Origin of the sequence: Thioalkalivibrio sp. (assembly GCF_007692535.1) — a bacterium.
Lineage (GTDB): Bacteria > Pseudomonadota > Gammaproteobacteria > Ectothiorhodospirales > Ectothiorhodospiraceae > Thioalkalivibrio.
The window spans coordinates 1-16292 of record NZ_REBW01000161.1 but is presented as its reverse complement, the minus strand read 5'-3'; the positions used below and the strand labels follow the sequence as shown (position 1 = coordinate 16292).

The 16292-nt window shown below is 66.8% G+C and carries 16 protein-coding genes; 10 read left to right on the top strand and 6 right to left on the bottom strand.

Going from position 1 to position 16292, the window contains the following annotated elements:
* Positions 1 to 4: 4 nt before the first annotated feature.
* From EA346_RS09105 to EA346_RS09095, 3 genes are all read right to left on the bottom strand, one after another.
* Positions 5 to 457, bottom strand: coding sequence for a PAS domain-containing protein (locus EA346_RS09105; protein ID WP_296757789.1), 453 nt, complete (start codon positions 455 to 457; stop codon positions 5 to 7).
* 198 nt (positions 458 to 655) lie between these two features.
* Entirely contained in the window at positions 656 to 1222 is a 567-nt protein-coding gene (locus EA346_RS09100) for a DUF3365 domain-containing protein (protein ID WP_296757808.1), read from the bottom strand.
* 405 nt (positions 1223 to 1627) lie between these two features.
* The gene (locus EA346_RS09095; RefSeq protein ID WP_296757788.1) at positions 1628 to 2176 is read right to left on the bottom strand and encodes a Smr/MutS family protein; all 549 of its coding nucleotides are present in this window, start codon (positions 2174 to 2176) and stop codon (positions 1628 to 1630) included.
* A 210-nt stretch (positions 2177 to 2386) separates the two neighbouring features.
* Between EA346_RS09095 and surE the strand changes: the two genes are divergently transcribed.
* From surE to rpoS, 5 genes are read left to right on the top strand one after another with little or no spacing between them, the layout of a single operon-like run.
* Positions 2387 to 3145, top strand: coding sequence for a 5'/3'-nucleotidase SurE (surE, locus tag EA346_RS09090; protein WP_296757786.1), 759 nt, complete (start codon positions 2387 to 2389; stop codon positions 3143 to 3145).
* Positions 3135 to 3800 carry a protein-L-isoaspartate(D-aspartate) O-methyltransferase gene (locus tag EA346_RS09085; RefSeq protein ID WP_296757783.1) on the top strand — a complete coding sequence of 222 codons (666 nt, stop codon included), beginning with the start codon at positions 3135 to 3137 and terminating at the stop codon, positions 3798 to 3800. The genes surE and EA346_RS09085 overlap by 11 nt, the downstream gene beginning before the upstream one ends.
* A complete protein-coding gene (locus tag EA346_RS09080) occupies positions 3797 to 4381 on the top strand; it encodes a YqaA family protein (protein WP_296757778.1) in 585 nt (194 codons plus the stop codon). Before EA346_RS09085 ends, EA346_RS09080 begins: the two co-directional genes overlap by 4 nt.
* Positions 4381 to 5199: a peptidoglycan DD-metalloendopeptidase family protein gene (locus EA346_RS09075; RefSeq protein ID WP_296757776.1), complete on the top strand. Its 819-nt coding sequence runs from the start codon at positions 4381 to 4383 to the stop codon at positions 5197 to 5199. Before EA346_RS09080 ends, EA346_RS09075 begins: the two co-directional genes overlap by 1 nt.
* A gap of 32 nt (positions 5200 to 5231) precedes the next feature.
* The gene (gene rpoS / locus EA346_RS09070; RefSeq protein ID WP_296757773.1) at positions 5232 to 6266 is read left to right on the top strand and encodes an RNA polymerase sigma factor RpoS; all 1035 of its coding nucleotides are present in this window, start codon (positions 5232 to 5234) and stop codon (positions 6264 to 6266) included.
* Between the two features lie 60 nt (positions 6267 to 6326).
* On the opposite strand, the gene EA346_RS09065 is transcribed toward rpoS, so the two are convergent.
* On the bottom strand, positions 6327 to 6701 hold the full coding sequence (locus EA346_RS09065; RefSeq protein ID WP_296757771.1) for an Mth938-like domain-containing protein: 375 nt from the start codon (positions 6699 to 6701) through the stop codon (positions 6327 to 6329).
* A 179-nt stretch (positions 6702 to 6880) separates the two neighbouring features.
* Here EA346_RS09065 and alaC point away from each other — a divergent pair, with 179 nt between their 5' ends.
* The 3 genes from alaC to thrC are packed head-to-tail and all read left to right on the top strand — an operon-like array spanning position 6881 to position 10660.
* Positions 6881 to 8113 carry an alanine transaminase gene (gene alaC, locus EA346_RS09060; protein ID WP_296757768.1) on the top strand — a complete coding sequence of 411 codons (1233 nt, stop codon included), beginning with the start codon at positions 6881 to 6883 and terminating at the stop codon, positions 8111 to 8113.
* Between the two features lie 57 nt (positions 8114 to 8170).
* Positions 8171 to 9484 carry a homoserine dehydrogenase gene (locus EA346_RS09055; protein WP_296757764.1) on the top strand — a complete coding sequence of 438 codons (1314 nt, stop codon included), beginning with the start codon at positions 8171 to 8173 and terminating at the stop codon, positions 9482 to 9484.
* 33 nt (positions 9485 to 9517) lie between these two features.
* A complete protein-coding gene (thrC, locus tag EA346_RS09050) occupies positions 9518 to 10660 on the top strand; it encodes a threonine synthase (RefSeq protein WP_296757762.1) in 1143 nt (380 codons plus the stop codon).
* A 192-nt stretch (positions 10661 to 10852) separates the two neighbouring features.
* Here thrC and EA346_RS09045 read toward each other — a convergent pair whose 3' ends face one another.
* Together EA346_RS09045 and EA346_RS09040 are read right to left on the bottom strand one after the other, a co-directional pair.
* A complete protein-coding gene (locus tag EA346_RS09045; protein WP_296757760.1) occupies positions 10853 to 11698 on the bottom strand; it encodes an ATP-binding protein in 846 nt (281 codons plus the stop codon).
* Positions 11695 to 13065, bottom strand: coding sequence for a sigma 54-interacting transcriptional regulator (locus EA346_RS09040; protein ID WP_296757758.1), 1371 nt, complete (start codon positions 13063 to 13065; stop codon positions 11695 to 11697). The genes EA346_RS09045 and EA346_RS09040 overlap by 4 nt, the downstream gene beginning before the upstream one ends.
* 382 nt (positions 13066 to 13447) lie before the next feature.
* Between EA346_RS09040 and EA346_RS09035 the strand changes: the two genes are divergently transcribed.
* On the top strand, positions 13448 to 14614 hold the full coding sequence (locus tag EA346_RS09035; RefSeq protein WP_296757757.1) for an efflux RND transporter periplasmic adaptor subunit: 1167 nt from the start codon (positions 13448 to 13450) through the stop codon (positions 14612 to 14614).
* A 93-nt stretch (positions 14615 to 14707) separates the two neighbouring features.
* Positions 14708 to 16292, top strand: a 1585-nt coding sequence (locus EA346_RS09030) for an efflux RND transporter permease subunit (RefSeq protein WP_296757756.1), incomplete at its 3' end; no start/stop codon positions are given.

Sequence of the window (16292 nt, the reverse complement as noted above, 5' to 3'; positions counted from 1 at the left end):
GGATTCAGACCTTGGTGTCTGCGTTCCCGCGAACCTCGGCCAGCGCCTTTTCCGCCCGCTCGGCGCGTGCCTCGGCCTCGACGCGATCGGTGATGTCCTTCTGGATGCCGATGTAATAGGTCAGCTGGTCATCATCGTTGAAGACGGGTGTGATCGAGAGCTCGTTCCAGAACAGCGATCCGTCCTTGCGGTAATTGCGCAGCACGACACGGCAGGGCCTGTCCTCGTCCAGCGCGGAACGGATCTCGCGAACCGCATCCTGATCGGTGTCGCTGCCCTGCAGGAAGCGGCAGTCACGGTACAGGATCTCGTCAGCCGTATAACCGGTCAGTTCCTCGAAGGCCCGGTTCACGTAGATCAGGATATTGTCCTGGCCTTCCTGCTCGGCGATCACGATCCCGTCGTTGGACGCGTCGACGGCCAGGGCGAGCAACTCTGCATCGATCGATCGGGTCATGGTTCGGTCTTTATCCGGAAGCGGGGGCAACGAGAGCCGGGCACGCCGTGAGGACGGGAACCCCAGCCTCGCAGGAAATGTAGCACAGGGCAGCGGTTCGCCGCGGCCGGGCATGAAAACCTTCCGGAAATGAAGTGGGGCTGCGCCGGTGCGCAGCCCCTGGGTCGGACCGAGCGGTCGCCGGGTTCCGGCGCGGTCCTACATGCGCTGGATGATGGTGAAGGCGCCGCGCACGTCGCCCTCGGAATAGCCGGTCGCCTGATCCTCGGGATACAGGCGTTCCAGTGCATGCTTGATGTCGCCACCCAGCTCGGACCCGTGACAGCTCAGGCAAAGTCCAGCCGTCGGGATCGCGCGCATGAACCGGAATGCGGTGTCATCGCCGTCCTGGACAACCTCGTGGCGGGACAGTTCGGCGGCGGGCACACCGGCGGCGCGCTGTGCGTCGAAGTCCTCGAGTACCGCGCGTTCCCACTCGTCGGGGGCGTTGTCGGGATTGCGCAGCTTCAGGCTGGTGCGTCCCACGCTCCATCCGGTATCGTCGGAGATGTCGCTGGCGATCTCGGGTGCCCGCTGCTGGCACACCTCGATGGCCTGCATCGGACCCCCTTCCTGCATGGCGGCCTGCAGTTCCCCCTGCAGGCTGGAGGCAAATTGCTGAATGGCAGCCTGGCTGGCGGCAACCCGCTCTTCCAGTTCGTCGGCCTGGGCCGGTGCGGCGACGGCCAGCGCAAGCGCCAGGGGAAGCAGCTTCCATTTGTTCATCATGTCGGCCCTCATGGTGTCGGTACAACGTTTTGCATAACTGCTGTACAGATATTGCATCGAAAAAGTGCTGATGGCAAGACATTTCGGCGGTCATGGCCCGACGCGTCGGCCAACGTTCCGTGTGCGCTTACCCTACGGAGATCATGCCCCCGACGCAACGGCGTCTGCCGGCTCGCCGTCAACTCTCATGGCCCTGCGCCACCCATGACGAGGAAAAGCCGGAGACTGTAGGTCGGGTTAGCGTAGCGTAACCCGACGTGCCGGGGCGCCTGGGACGACGCTGCTTTGCGGCCATGGGTGGGTGCGAAACCCGTCGGGTTACGCCCGTTGGGCTAACCCGACCTACAGCTGTGGGCAGTTGGGTTATCCCGGCACCAAATAGCGGGAGCGCCGGGGCGGAGCTCACGACCTGGCGGCGGCGCGCCGGAGGAGCACGTAAACGGCGCCGGTCCCGCCATCCGCGGGCCGGGCCGAGCAGAATGCGAGGACGTCGTCGCGTTGCCGCAGCCAGTGATCGAGCAGACCCTTCAACACAGGCCCCTGCTGCCTCGACCGGAGGCCCTTGCCGTGCACGACACGCACGCAGAGGTGTCCCTCGCAGCGTGCCTCGGTGAGAAAGGTCGCCACGGCCCTGCGTGCCTCGCCGGAGAACAGGCCGTGCAGGTCGAGTTCCTCCTGCACCCGGTAATGGCCGCGTTTCAGATTCCGGAACACGCGCCGGCTGACGCCGGGGCGAACGAACCGCAATTCGTCCCCGGGCTGCAGGTCCGTCGCATTCACCGGATCGCTGAGCAGGTCGCGCAGCACGGCCACGTCGTCCTCCCGCCGCTTCTGGGCGCGTGCGATCGGGGCCGGCGCGCGCACGTCGGCCTGATCATGTTCCAGGCGCCGGACTTCGCCGATGGCGCGAAGAAAGTGTCCGACGTCGTTCGGGTCTTCGTCTGTATTCATCCTGGTATCCCATGCAGGGGCGCGCGCATCCTGCGCAGCGTGGGTTTCACCACCCGCCCCGGTGGCGTACAAGCCGGTGGCTGTGTCAGGCTCGTACGGTTCGGGCTTTGGGGGCAAGCGCGGCGCGGGCCTGCGCCGATGATGCCGGATTCGGTGCGTGTCTCCCGGTTTCCAGTATATTAGGCGCCTTCATCCCCGGTTTGTTCGCTCATGCGCATCTTGGTCAGCAATGACGACGGTATCCACGCGCCCGGCATTCAGTGCCTGGCGAGACATCTGCGCACGGTCGCGGATGTGCGCGTCGTTGCGCCCGATCGGGACCGCAGCGGCGCCAGCAACAGCCTGACGCTGGTGCACCCCCTGCGCGCGCAGGAGCTGGAGAACGGGGACATGGGGGTTGACGGGACACCCACCGACTGCGTGCACCTCGCGATCACGGGCCTGCTGGACCGCGAACCCGACCTGGTGATCTCGGGTATCAACTCGGGAGCGAACATGGGCGACGACGTGCTGTATTCGGGTACCGTGGCGGCGGCGATGGAAGGCCGGTTTCTCGGCTTGCCTGCGATCGCGGTGTCGCTCGTCGGGCCGCGCATGCAGCACTATGACGCGGCCGCCCGGGTGGTGCTGAATCTGCTCGACAGGCTGCACCGGGTCCCGCTTCCCGCGGCGACGATCCTGAACGTCAACGTACCGGACCTGCCGTTCGAGGAGATCCGTGGCGTCCAGGCGACGCGCCTGGGACATCGCCACAAGTCGGAGCCGGTCGTGAAGTCCAGCGATCCGCGCGGGCGGCCCATCTATTGGGTGGGCCCGGCAGGACCTGAGCAGGACGCCGGTCCGGGCACCGATTTCTTTGCGGTGCGCGAGGGTTACGTGTCGGTGACCCCGATCCAGGTGGACCTCACCCAGTTCGAGGCGATCGATACGGTGGGACGCTGGCTGGAAGGAGAAGCGGATGGCGTTTGATATCTCGGGCGCCGGCCTGACCTCCCAGCGCGCGCGCGACCGGCTGGTCAAGCAATTGTCGGAGCTCGGAATCCGCAATGCCGCGGTACTGGAGGCCATCCGCCAGGTGCCGCGTCACCTGTTCGTGGAAGAGGCGCTGGTGCATCGGGCGTACGAGAACATCGCGCTGCCCATCGGCTACAAGCAGACCGTGTCACAGCCCTACATCGTTGCCCGCATGACCGAGACCCTCCTCGATGGCGCTCCGGTCCGCACCGTTCTGGAGATTGGCACCGGTTCGGGCTACCAGGCCGCGGTGCTGGCCCATCTGGTCGAACGCGTGTACTCGGTGGAGCGTATCCATGCGCTGAGCCGCAGTGCGCGTGAGCTGCTCAGCCGGCTCCGGATCAACAACATCGGTGTCCGCCATGCGGACGGCGCCGAGGGTTGGCCCGCGAAGGCGCCGTTCGATGGCATTCTGCTGACCGCGGCGCCCCGCGAGGTTCCGCATGAGCTGCTGGTTCAGCTCGCGCCGGGGGGGCGGCTGGTCGCGCCGGTCGAGGGTGTCGACGGACGCCAGCAACTGGTCCGTTACACGCATACCAAGGAGGCCTTCGTGCGCGACCAGCTGGATGCCGTGTGTTTCGTGCCGATGCTCTCCGGGTCCGAGCAGTGAAGGTCTTCGAGCCTCTCTATGACCGGGTGATGGGCTGGTCGCGGCACCGCCACGCGCCGCGTTACCTGGCGGCGCTGTCCTTCGCCGAGTCCTCCTTCTTTCCCATTCCCCCGGATGTGATGCTTGCGCCGATGGCTGCGGCACGCCCACGCGAGGGCCTGCGTCTGGCCGCGCTGACCACCGTCTTTTCGGTGCTGGGAGGATTGCTCGGATACGTGATCGGCATGCTTGCCTACGAGCTGGTCTCGCCGTGGATCATCGAGGCGGGTCACGGGGAGAGTATGGATCTGGCCCAGGAATGGTTCGCAGTCTGGGGGGTTTGGGTGGTGCTGATTGCCGGCTTCTCGCCGATCCCCTACAAGCTGTTCACCATTACCGCCGGCGCCCTGGCGATGCCGCTGCTGCCCTTCGTGATTGCCTCCCTGCTCGGCCGCGGCGCGCGCTTCTTCGCTGTGGGTCTTCTGATGGCGTGGCTGGGTCCGCAGGCGGACCGTCATCTGCGTCCCTACATGGAACGCCTCGGATGGCTGTCGGTCTTTCTGTTGGTGGCGATCATGGCCTTCATGACTCTCGCGGATTGATGCGTTCCCGGCCCCTCCTTCTCTGGCTCACCCTGGCGTTCCTGATCGCCGGACTGGCCGGGTGTGCCGCACGGCCGCCGGCGACGTCTGGTGCGGTCAGCGTTTCCGGGACTTACGTCGTCCAGCGGGACGAGACGCTCTACCGCATCGCGACCCGGCACGGACTGGACTGGCGTGACGTCGCGCGCCGCAACGGCATCGGGCCGCCCTACCTGATCTATCCCGGCCAGCGCCTTCGCCTGACGGGCTCCGCGCCCCTGGCCAGCCGGCCCGCGCCGGCACCGTCTCCCAGCGCCAGCGCGCCCGCGCGCTCTCCGGCACCCGCCCCGGCCGCGCCGCCGCGGCCCGCGGAACCGTCCATCGCGCGCACCGGAGAGGCGGCGCCCACGGTCGCCCAGCCACCGACACCTCCGGCCCCGGGAGGCGGTACAGCCGCTGCGCGCGGGGCCTTGCAATGGCAGTGGCCGGCCGACGGCCCCGTGCTGCGTCCCTTCTCCAACAGTGCGACCACGCGCCGGGGAATCGGCATCGGCGGCAATCCTGGCGATGACGTGCGTGCGGCCACGGACGGGGAGGTGGTCTATGCGGGAAGTGGACTGGTCGGTTACGGGAGGCTTATCATCCTGAAGCACGACGCCCGCTTCATCAGCGCCTACGGGCACAATGAAGAATTGCTGGTGCGCGAGGGCCAGAACGTGCGCGCCGGCCAGAAGATCGCCCTGCTGGGCGATTCCGGGGCCGACCGCCCCATGCTGCACTTTGAGATTCGGGTCGATGGTGCGCCTGTCGACCCGACGCGTTATCTTCCCCGGCGGTAGATGCTGGCACTCAGACGGAGAAGTTCTGCACTATGTCCTCACAGAACCGATTTCTGAAGCGGGTCCCCGGCGACCCGACCGATCCTGAACCAGCCACCTCTCCGGAAGACGACGTCAAAGACCCCGAGGTCGACGAAGGCGTCGAGACCGTGGATGACGCGGACCCGATCGAGGAAGATCCCATCCGGGTGGCGGCTACAGGGCGCCTGCAGCAGGACGCCGGGCCAGCGGAACTGGACGCCATTCAGCTCTACCTCCGCGACATTGAATTCCGCCCGCTGCTGACCCCTGAGGAGGAGGTCTACTTCGCCCGCCTGGCGCGGGCGGGGGATCCCAGGGGCCGCCAGCGGATGATCGAATGCAACCTGCGCCTGGTGGTGAAGATCGCCCGCCGCTACATGAACCGGGGCCTGGCGCTCCTGGACCTCATCGAGGAGGGCAACCTCGGCCTGATGCACGCGGTGGAGAAGTTCGACCCCGAGCGCGGCTTCCGTTTCTCCACGTACGCGACCTGGTGGATCCGCCAGACGATCGAACGCGCGCTGATGAACCAGGCGCGGACGATCCGCATACCAGTGCATGTGAGCAAGGAACTGCGCGCCCACAGCAAGGTGGCGCGTGGGATGATGCAGGAGCTGGGCCGGGAGCCCACCGAGGAGGAACTGGCGAACCGGCTGGGCAAGCCGGTGGCCGAGATCCAGAAGCTCCGGGCGATGTCCGAACCCTCGACCTCGATCGACATCGCGGTGGGGCCGGACGGCGACCGGTCGTTGACCGAGATCCTGCCGGACGAGAATTCAGCCGGACCCTCGGCACTCCTGGAGGACGAAGACATCCGCAATCTCGTCGCCGCCTGGCTGGAGGAACTCGACCAGAAGCAGCGCGAGGTCCTGGTGCGCCGTTTCGGACTGCACGGTTTCGAGCGCTGTACGCTGGAGCAGGTCGGGGTCGAGATCGGGGTGACCCGGGAGCGGGTGCGGCAGATCCAGATGGAGGCCCTGAAGCGCCTGCGCCGCCTGCTTCGGGCGCGTGGGTTGTCGGAGGACGTGCTGCTGCCGCGCCCCTGAGTTTCTTCGGCCCCGAACTTTCCTGCTCGACACGGGCAGAAGATACCGGGACGAGCGTCCTCAGCGGTCGATGATCAGCGCCGCGGCGACCATCCGGCCCTCTGCCATGATCAGGTTGTAGGTGCGGCACGCGGCCGCCGTGTCCATGATCTCGAGCCCCCACGGCTGCGACCGCAATTCCCGCCACAGCGCGCGCTCGGGAAAGGTCTGGCGCTGTCCCGTTCCCAGCAACAGGATCTCCGGCGGGTTCGCGCGCACCCATGCGAGCGCCTCGAGGCTCAGGGCGCCGACTTCGGCCACCGGCCACGACGGCAGCAGCCGGTCCGGGCGCAGGATCAGGCTGTGGGCGTAGCGGACACCGTTTACCGCGACATGATCCGGCGCATAACCGGTGATCATGTTCTGTTCGTCGTCGGTGATCTGCGTGAACTGCATGAAGCCAAACCTACCGGCATCGGCCCCATGCGGCAAGCGCCCCCTGGCACCGCGGGTGTGGGCATCGGGGTCATTGCGTTGACACTGCGACGGGCGGGTTATACTTTCACCCGTTTTGTGTTGAACCGGCCGGATGCACACGGCCACACCATCCCAATCCACGAGCCAGGAACCCATCCGTGATGGACGTCTTTCCCCGCATCGAGCGCCTGCCGCCCTATGTCTTCAATATCGTCAACCAATTGAAGGCAGAGGCCCGAGCCCGGGGCGAGGACATCATCGATTTCGGCATGGGCAATCCCGACCAGCCGACCCCGCAGCACATCGTGGACAAGCTGGTGGAAGTCGCGCAGCGTGGCGATACGCACCGCTACTCGGTGTCGAAGGGGATTCCGCGCCTGCGCCGCGCGATCACGCGCTGGTACAAGGCGCGGTTTGACGTCGATCTCGACCCGGAGACCGAGGCGATCTCGACCATTGGCTCCAAGGAGGGTCTTGCGCACCTGGCGCTGGCGATCCTCGGCCCTGGTGACGCGGTGCTGGTGCCGAACCCGGCCTATCCGATCCATCCCTACGGTTGCGTGATCGCGGGGGCGGACGTGCGCCACGTGCCGCTGACGCCCGATGTCGACTTCTTCGCCGAACTCAACCGCGCCATCCAGGATTCCTGGCCGCGCCCGAAGATGCTGATCCTCAATTTCCCCGCGAATCCCACGACCCAGTGCGTCGATCTCGAGTTCTTCGAGCGCGTGGTGGAAATCTGCCGGGAGCATCACATCTGGGTGGTGCACGACATCGCGTATGCGGAGATCGTGTTCGACGGCTACAAGGCGCCGTCCGTCCTGCAGGTCCCGGGCGCCAAGGAGATCGCGGTCGAGTTCTACACGCTCTCCAAGTCCTACAACATGCCCGGCTGGCGCGTAGGCTTCATGTGTGGAAACCCGACCCTGGTCGCGGCGCTGGCGCGGATGAAATCCTACCTCGACTACGGCACCTTCACCCCGATCCAGGTCGCCGCGATCGCAGCGCTGGAAGGGCCGCAGGACTGCGTGCAGGAGATCTGCGAACTCTACCGGTGCCGTCGCGACGTGCTCTGCGACGGCCTGAACGCGATGGGCTGGAGGGTCGAAAAGCCGAGGGCGACGATGTTCGTCTGGGCGCCGATCCCGGAACCCTACCGCGATATGGGTTCTCTGGAGTTCTCCAAGAAGTTGTTGCGCGACGCGAAGGTGGCGGTCTCGCCGGGAATCGGTTTCGGCAGTTACGGCGATACCCACGTGCGCTTCAGCCTGATCGAGAACGAGCAGCGCACCCGTCAGGCCCTGCGCGGCATCAAGGCGATGTTCCGGGCGGACTCCATTCTTGCGAGCGCGAGGGCGGGAGAATCCGATCCCGCGCGGACGGCCCCCTGACCCACTGAACCCACGACCAACCTCGGCTGTAATCGGCTGTAATAAGGAAGCCCTCGAATGAAGCCCGTAAGAATCGGATTGCTCGGCCTGGGAACCGTCGGCTGCGGGACCGTGCAGGTGCTCGCCCGCAATGGCGACGAGATCGCTCGGCGCGCGGGACGCGGTATTGTCGTGGTCGCCGCGGCGGTGCGGGATCTGGCGCGCGAACGCGAATGTGACCTCGATGGCGTGCGCCTGACCGACGACCCGGCCTCCGTCGTGGACGACCCGGACGTCGAGGTGGTGGTCGAGTTGATGGGCGGTACCGAGCCGGCACGGACGCTGGTGTTGCAGGCGATCGCAGCGGGCAAGCACGTGGTCACCGCCAACAAGGCCCTGATCGCGCTGCACGGCAACGAGATCTTCGCTCGGGCGCAGGAGAAGGGCGTGGTCGTTGCCTTCGAGGCCGCGGTGGCCGGGGGCATCCCGATCATCAAGGCGCTGCGCGAGGGCCTGGCGGGCAACCGCATCGACTGGGTCGCGGGCATCATCAACGGCACGGGAAATTTCATCCTGACCGAGATGCGCGATCATGGGCGGGATTTCGGCGACGTCCTCGCCGAGGCCCAGCGCCGTGGCTATGCCGAGGCCGACCCGACCTTCGACGTGGAGGGCATCGACGCGGCCCACAAGCTGTGCATCCTCGCGGCCATTGCCTTCGGCATCCCGCTGCAGTTCGAGCGTATCCATGTCGAGGGCATCAGCGGGATCACCCGGGAGGATGTGACGTTTGCCGGCGAACTGGGCTATCGCATCAAGCACCTGGGGATCGCCCGCCGGGCCGAGGGCGGCTTCGAACTGCGCGTGCACCCGACCCTGATCCCGGAGCGGCGTCTGATCGCGAACGTCGACGGCGTGATGAACGCGGTGCTGGTGATGGGCGATGCCGTCGGGCCGACGCTGTATTACGGCGCCGGCGCCGGGGCCGAGGCCACGGCCTCCGCCGTGGTGGCCGACCTGGTCGACGTGGTGCGCGCACTGACCGCGGACCCTGAGAACCGGGTGCCGCACCTGGCCTTCCAGCCCGGTGCGTTATCCGATCTGCCGATCCTGCCCATGGCCGAGGTGCGGACCTCCTTCTACCTGCGCCTGCGTGCCCATGACCGGCCGGGTGTGCTGGCCGACATCACGCGCGTGCTCGGCGCCCACAGCATCAGCATCGAGGCGATCCTGCAGCGTGAACCGGATCCGGAGCGTGGCGAGGCCACGATCATCATCCTGACCCACCAGGTCCGCGAAGGCGACATGCAGCGCGCCATCGACGAGATCGAAGCGCTTTCACACCTGAGTTCGCCAGTGACCCGGATCCGCATGGAATCCCTGGCCCGCTGACTCCACACCGCCCATCCCAACGGAATATTCATCATGGCTTTCGGACATCGCTATACCGGCCTGATCGACCGCTACCGGGACCGTCTCCCGGTGCACGACGACACGCGGATCATCTCGCTGGGTGAGGGCAATACGCCCCTGATCCGGCTGAACAACATCCCCCGGGAGCTCTCGCGGGACGTCGAACTCTACGTCAAGTTCGAAGGCCTGAACCCCACCGGCTCGTTCAAGGACCGGGGCATGACCATGGCCGTGACCAAGGCCGTCGAAGAAGGCTCCAAGGCGATCATCTGTGCCTCGACGGGCAATACCTCGGCCGCGGCCGCCGCCTACGCGGCCCGCGCTGGCATCACCGCCTTCGTGGTCATTCCGGACGGCAAGATCGCGATGGGCAAGCTGGCGCAGGCGATGATGCACGGCTCGGTGGTGATCCAGATCGAGGGCAACTTCGACGACGGCATGCGCCTGGTCAAGGAGGTCGCCAGCGCGGCCCCGGTGACGCTGGTCAACTCGGTCAACCCGTTCCGGCTCCAGGGCCAGAAGACGGCGGCCTTCGAGATCGTCGAGGAACTGGGGCGGGCACCCGATTTTCACTGCCTGCCGGTGGGCAACGCAGGCAACATCACCGCGCACTGGATCGGCTACTCCGAGCTGGCCGCGCATTCGGGGGATCATGTCACGGCCGCCTGTACCTTCTGCAGCGGCCATTGCCGCTACGCCGGCGGAGGCGTCGCCGGGCAGCGGCCGAAGATGCTCGGCTACCAGGCCAGCGGCAGCGCGCCGTTCATGCGCGGCGCGATGGTCGACAATCCCGACACCGTCGCCACCGCGATCCGGATCGGCCATCCGCAGTCCTGGGATGTCGCGTGGAAGGTGCGCGAGGAGTCCGGCGGCTGGTTCGACGAGTGCACCGACGACGAGATCCTGGCCGCACAGAAGTTGCTGACGGAGAAGGAGGGGATCTTCTGCGAGCCGGCTTCGGCGGCGTCAGTGGCCGGGGCGCTGCGCGACATCCGGGCGGGCAAGATTCCGGACGGGTCCAGCGTCGTTTGCACGTTGACCGGACACGGGTTGAAGGATCCCGACACCGCCATCGCGCAGGCCAGCCGGACGCCGATCAAGGTGCCGGCGGAAATCGACGCCGTCACCCGGGCCATCCACGAAAACATGGACTGAATCGGCTGTGCCCAGGTCCCCGCTCCCGGGGTGGAGCGAGGCCCGCCAGCCTTCCGGCGGGACGCCGTGAATACGTCCCTGTAGGCTTGACGGCAGCATCCCTGCTGCCGACACCCGCCGGAAGGCCGGCGGGCCTCGCTCTTTCGAGGTTCCTGGTGGGCCCCTGGGGCGCCGGCCTGGCCAACGCGCGGCTCAGCGAACGCCGTTCAGGAGCCTGTGGCCTGCATGATCGGCCGCGAACTGGCTGGCGACGCGTGCGCTGCGTGATCCTCTCAGCGTCGCGAAGCGCACCGCTTCGATGGCCAGTTCCTTTCGCTCGTCGTCTGCAATGGTGGCGTTCAGGCGGGCCAGGTGGTGCCACACGATGTCCAGGTACTGATCCTGCGACAGCGGGTGGAACGCGAGCCACAGGCCAAAGCGTTCCGACAGCGAAATGCGTTCCTCGCTCGCCTCCTGCGGGTGCAGTTCCTGGTCCGGGCCTGCGTCGTTCTCGTGCCGCGGTTCCGGTATCAGGTGGCGCCGGTTCGAGGTCGCATAGAGGAGGACGTTCTCGGGCAGCCCGCCCAGACGCCCGTCCAGCAGAGCCTTGAGCGCCCGGTACCCGGCATCGTCGGCGTCGAAGGCGAGGTCGTCAGCGAAGATCACGAAACGTTCCGGTCTGGCGGCGAGGGGTTCGACCAGTTCGGGTAGCCGATTCAGGCCGCGATTGTCGACCTCGACCAGGCGCAGGCCCGCGTCTCCAAAGTGTTGCAACAGGGCGCGGACCAGCGAGGACTTGCCGGTGCCCCGGGCGCCCCAAAGGAGCATGTGGTTGGCGGGAAGTCCGTTGACGAACTGTCGCGTGTTGCGTTCCGCCAGGTTCTTCTGGCGCTCGAGATGCAGCAGGTCGTCGAGCGAAGGCAGCTGCATGCGCTGGATGGGACGAAAGCCGCGATCGGCATCGAAGGCCCAGGCCCGGTAGCGACCCGAGGGGGCGGTGCCAAACTGCGGGAAGGCGCGCTCCAGGGCGGCGGCGATGCGCTTGATGGGGTGCTTCATGTCGAGCTCAGGCGCAGGCGGTGCAGTTTGCGCCACAGCGTGGTGCGGTCCATTCCCAGGCTGCGGGCGGCCTGCGAGCGGTTGCCGTTGTGCGCCGCCAGCGCCGCGCGCAGCGTCTCGCGTTCCTGCTCTTCCTCCGGGGAGAAGGGAGCAGGGGCGTCGCCGTGGGCGAGGTCGGGGTCGAGGAACGTGTTGGACATGGCTCCCTCCTGGTGACTGGACAGGGCTGCGCCGATCTCTGTCTCGCCCAGGCGGCTGCCGGGAGAGGCTCCCAGGCGCAGCGTTTCGAGCCGGTTGCGCAGTTCCCGGAAATTGCCGGGCCAGGGGTGCTCGCGCAGACGGCGGCGCCCGGCCTCGGTGATTGCGATGCGGTTGTGTCCGGACCACTGCTCCACGATGGTGTCGAGGTCACCCGGGCGTTCGCGCAGCGGCGGGAGCAGGATGCAGACGCCCGCGAGGCGGTGATAGAGATCGGCGCGGAACCGGCCGCCGGCAACGCGCTGGCGCAGGTCCAGACTGCATGTCGAGATGATGTGCGCGTCCAGGCGGCGGACACGGTTTTCCCCCATCCGTTCGAAACGACCCTCGCTGAGCGCGCGCTGCAGGGCTCCCTGCAGGCGCGGCGACATCGCGCTCACCTCGTCCAGCAGCAGAGTCCCCCCTGCGGCCGCCTCCAGGCGCCCCGCGCGTTCGGCACTGGCGCCTGGGAATGCCCCGCGGGCATGTCCGAAGAGTTCGGACTCCATGGTGAGTTCAGGGAGTGCGGCGCAGTGCACATCGATAAACGGACCGGTGCCGCGCCCGCCGGAGGCATGCAGCGTTTGCGCCAACAGGCTCTTCCCGGTTCCGGTCTCGCCGAGCAGCAGCAGGCGCGTCCCTGCCGAGGTCGCGCGAAGGGCGTGATCCAGCCGCGCCTGGCAATGGGCGTCGGCTGATTGTAGCGGCGACCCCGGCGTGAAGCCCCCGGGATCGGCTGCGATGTCGGTGGCAGCGAGGTCAGGGAGGATGGTCACGAGCCGGAGCTGCCGGTCGTCCGCGGGCAGTGGCAACGCGCTGCTGGTGATCCGCACCGGTAGCGGCGGATCACGGAAATCCAGCTCTGCCCTGAAATCCAGTGCCCGCCAGCGCGGGCGGCCGACGACATCCTGTTCACCGGCGGCAATGGCGGCCCGGACCAGCAGGCGTTGCAGGTTGACCGGACCCAGGCGGAGGGCGGACTCGAAACGGGTGCCGTGGGGCTGGCCGAGCAGTTCAACTAGGGCCGTGTTGTGTGTGACAATACGGCCCTGATCGTCGATGACCATGACCCCGTCACGATTGGGTTGTATGAGGCTGCGGACGAGTTCGGCGAGCGTTTTGGCGTTCATGGCGGGAATCCGGCGGGCTTCTGCAACAGGATGCCAGAAGTGTTGCAACGGGTCCATGGAAGCTGTGAACCCTCTATTTTAAGGCGTTTTTAGTGGATTTTCCTGCCCGTTGAGGGGAACCATTGTTGCAACGAATCACACTAAATTGCGAACGTTTTCGCAGATCATCGAGGTCGATCGTCAATAATGAGAATCGAACGCATCGGGGGTGTTTTTTGGCATCCTGCAGGGGCCGCGCTTCCCGCGGCGCGAGCACACGGAGGTCGTGTGTTGTGGTAAAAAGGGAAGGTTGTTCGGGTCGGATGCCTGCACCGGGGTGCTGTTCGGTCTGCGTACGGATGGGCCAGCACCTACACTTAGAACCAACGACATGAAGAAGACGATGACTCCAACCAGAGTGTTCCTGGCTGCCCTGGCCGCAGCAGTCCTTTTATTCGCGGGCACGTCGGGGGCCCAGGTCAGCAGGGTGATCGCGGTCGAGGCCGCGACCGCGGGGGACCAGACCATCAGCGGGACGGTGGTGCCGTTCCGCGAGGTGACGCTGACGGCGCAGATCGGGGGGCGCGTTACCCTGGTCGCCGGCGCCGAGGGCGACTTCTTCGATCGGGACGAGGTGCTGGTCGCGATCAGCGACGAACGGCTGGCCGCTCAGCGCCAGGCGGCCATCGCGGACCTGCGTTCCTCCGAGGCGGCCCTGCGCGAGGCCCAGATGCAGTACGGGCGTGAAGTCGCGGCGCCGCGCAGCCGCGACATCGGCCAGATGCCCGGGATGGGCATTCCTTCCATGTTCGACCAGTTGATCACCCGTCCGGCCGGTGCCGTGGCCGGCCTCGGAGATCCCGCGGTCGAGCGTCATGCGGACCTCTTCTCCCGCCAGGTCGGCATCGACCAGGCGAGCTCGCGCTGGCACCAGGCGCGCTCGCGGCTCGAGGAGATCGATTCGGCGATCCGCGATACGCGCTCAGTGGCGCCGTTCTCGGGGCTGATCATGCGCAAGCATGTGGAGGAGGGCGATACCGTGCAGCCGGGGCATCCCCTGGTCACCTTCGGTCATGTCGAATTCCTCCGGGTGGAGGCGGATATCCCGGCGCGTCTGGTGGGCAGACTGGCCGTCGGCGACATGGTGCGGGTGACCCTCGATGTCGGCAAGACGGAAGTCGATGCCCGCGTGGCCCAGGTCTTCCCGATCGCCGATCCGCAGCGGCACACCGTAACGGTCAAGTTCGATCTGCCGCGCGGCGTTCCCGGCGGACCTGGCATGTATGCGGACGTACACATTCCCGGTACCCAGGCCAGCCCGGGCGTGGTGCGTATCCCGCTCTCGGCGATCGTGCCGGGCGGTGCCCTGCCGCGCGTTGCGGTCGTGGAGGCCGACGGAACCACGCGCGTGCGGATGATTCGGCTTGGCTCGGTGCAGGGGGAGATGGTGACGGTGCTGTCGGGGCTCGAGGCGGGGGAACGCATCCTCGATTCCCCGGACGCCAACATCCGTTCCGGCGAGCGCGTCAACGGGACCCAGGCCCCGCGGCCCGGTCCCCGTTTCCGTTAGAGCCTTAAGGCAAGTTCCCCATCGAGGTCCTGGCGGCGGTTCTGCCCGTGCCCGGGCGCATGGAAATCAAGAAACAAGAGACTGAAAACAGCCATGTCCGAGCATAAAAATCAGCATGCCGCCGGCGGCGAGGAACCTGGCAAGGACCTCGGACTGGCCGGCCGGATGGCGCAGACGTTCATCCACTCGCCGCTGTCTCCGCTGCTTCTGCTGGCCACGCTGGCGATCGGCATCCTGGGCCTCCTCATTACGCCCCGCCAGGAGGATCCGCAGATCTCGGTGCCGATGGTGGACATCTTCGTCCAGTTCCCCGGCGTGCCGTCGGACCAGGTGGTGAGTCTCGTTGCGCGTCCGCTCGAGCGCCTGATGAGCGAGATCTCGGGCGTGGACAACGTCTACTCGATGTCCCACCGCGGCGAGGCGATGGTGACCGTTCAGTTCGACGTGGGCGAGGAGATGGAAGCCTCGATCCTGAAGGTGCACGACCGGCTGATGTCCAACCGCGACCTGATGCCACCCGGTGTCTCCGAGCCGATGGTGAAGCCGAAGGGGGTGGACGACGTTCCGGTGGTGACGCTGACGCTGTGGTCGCATGAACTCGACGACGCCATGCTCCGACAGATCGCGCTGGACAGCCTGCAGTACCTGAACGAGGTGCCGAACACCAGCCAGAGTTTCGTGGTGAGCGGCCGCGAAGAAATGGTGCGGATCCAGCCGATGCCGGAGCGCCTCGCCGGTCACAACGTGACCATGGACCAGATTGCCCAGGCCTTGCAGGCCGCGAATTCGGAGCGAACCGCAGGCTCGATCGAAGTGGGTTCGGACAGCATACCGGTCTACACCGGGTCCTTCCTGCGTGACGCCGAGGACATCGGGCGCCTCCTGATCACCGTCGACGCGGGGCGCCCGGTCTATGTCCGGGACGTTGCCGAGGTGCTCTACGGTCCCGGTCCAGTGGACCGCTTCGTGCGCTACTACACCGGCGTCGCCGGGGAACAGGCCGACGTCGCTCCCGTTGGTGCGGCCGCCGTGACCATTGCCATCGCAAAGAAGGAAGGCAGCAACGGCGTTGCCGTGGCCAATGGCATCCTGGAACGGCTCGAGTTGCTGAAGGGGCAGGTGATTCCGGACAACGTCGAGGTCTCGGTCACCCGCAACTACGGTGAGACCGCCAACGCCAAGGTGAACGAGTTGATGTTCAAGCTCTTCATCGCCACTGCAGCGGTCACCGTGCTCGTCTTCATCTTCCTTGGCCTGCGCGCGGCGCTGGTCGTGCTGGTCGTGATCCCGGTGGTGCTGCTGTTCACCATCTTCAGTGCCTGGCTGATGGGTTACACCATCGACCGCGTCAGTCTCTTCGCCCTCATCTTCGCGATCGGCATCCTGGTCGACGACGCGATCGTGGTGGTGGAGAACATCTACCGGCGCTGGCTGATGAAGCGGGGCGTGGACACCGAGACGACGGTCGATGCCGTCGCCGAGGTCGGCAACCCGACCATCCTCGCGACCTTCACCGTCATCGCGGCACTGCTTCCGATGGGCTTCGTCACCGGCATGATGGGGCCGTACATGCAGCCGATCCCGGCCCTGGGTTCGGTCGCGATGCTGTTCTCCCTGGTGGCCGCCTTCCTCTTCACGCCCTGGCTGGCATGGCGGCTTCGTCCTTCGATGGAATACC

Coding starts and splice junctions, on each gene's coding strand:
- EA346_RS09075 (WP_296757776.1), top strand. CDS start 4,381: ATGCGTTCCCGGCCCCTCCTTCTCTGGCTCACCCTGGCGTTCCTGATC.
- thrC (WP_296757762.1), top strand. CDS start 9,518: ATGGCTTTCGGACATCGCTATACCGGCCTGATCGACCGCTACCGGGAC.
- EA346_RS09105 (WP_296757789.1), bottom strand. CDS start 457: ATGACCCGATCGATCGATGCAGAGTTGCTCGCCCTGGCCGTCGACGCG.
- EA346_RS09045 (WP_296757760.1), bottom strand. CDS start 11,698: ATGAAGCACCCCATCAAGCGCATCGCCGCCGCCCTGGAGCGCGCCTTC.
- rpoS (WP_296757773.1), top strand. CDS start 5,232: ATGTCCTCACAGAACCGATTTCTGAAGCGGGTCCCCGGCGACCCGACC.
- EA346_RS09040 (WP_296757758.1), bottom strand. CDS start 13,065: ATGAACGCCAAAACGCTCGCCGAACTCGTCCGCAGCCTCATACAACCC.
- EA346_RS09095 (WP_296757788.1), bottom strand. CDS start 2,176: ATGAATACAGACGAAGACCCGAACGACGTCGGACACTTTCTTCGCGCC.
- EA346_RS09055 (WP_296757764.1), top strand. CDS start 8,171: ATGAAGCCCGTAAGAATCGGATTGCTCGGCCTGGGAACCGTCGGCTGC.
- EA346_RS09035 (WP_296757757.1), top strand. CDS start 13,448: ATGACTCCAACCAGAGTGTTCCTGGCTGCCCTGGCCGCAGCAGTCCTT.
- EA346_RS09085 (WP_296757783.1), top strand. CDS start 3,135: ATGGCGTTTGATATCTCGGGCGCCGGCCTGACCTCCCAGCGCGCGCGC.
- EA346_RS09065 (WP_296757771.1), bottom strand. CDS start 6,701: ATGCAGTTCACGCAGATCACCGACGACGAACAGAACATGATCACCGGT.
- surE (WP_296757786.1), top strand. CDS start 2,387: ATGCGCATCTTGGTCAGCAATGACGACGGTATCCACGCGCCCGGCATT.
- EA346_RS09100 (WP_296757808.1), bottom strand. CDS start 1,222: ATGAACAAATGGAAGCTGCTTCCCCTGGCGCTTGCGCTGGCCGTCGCC.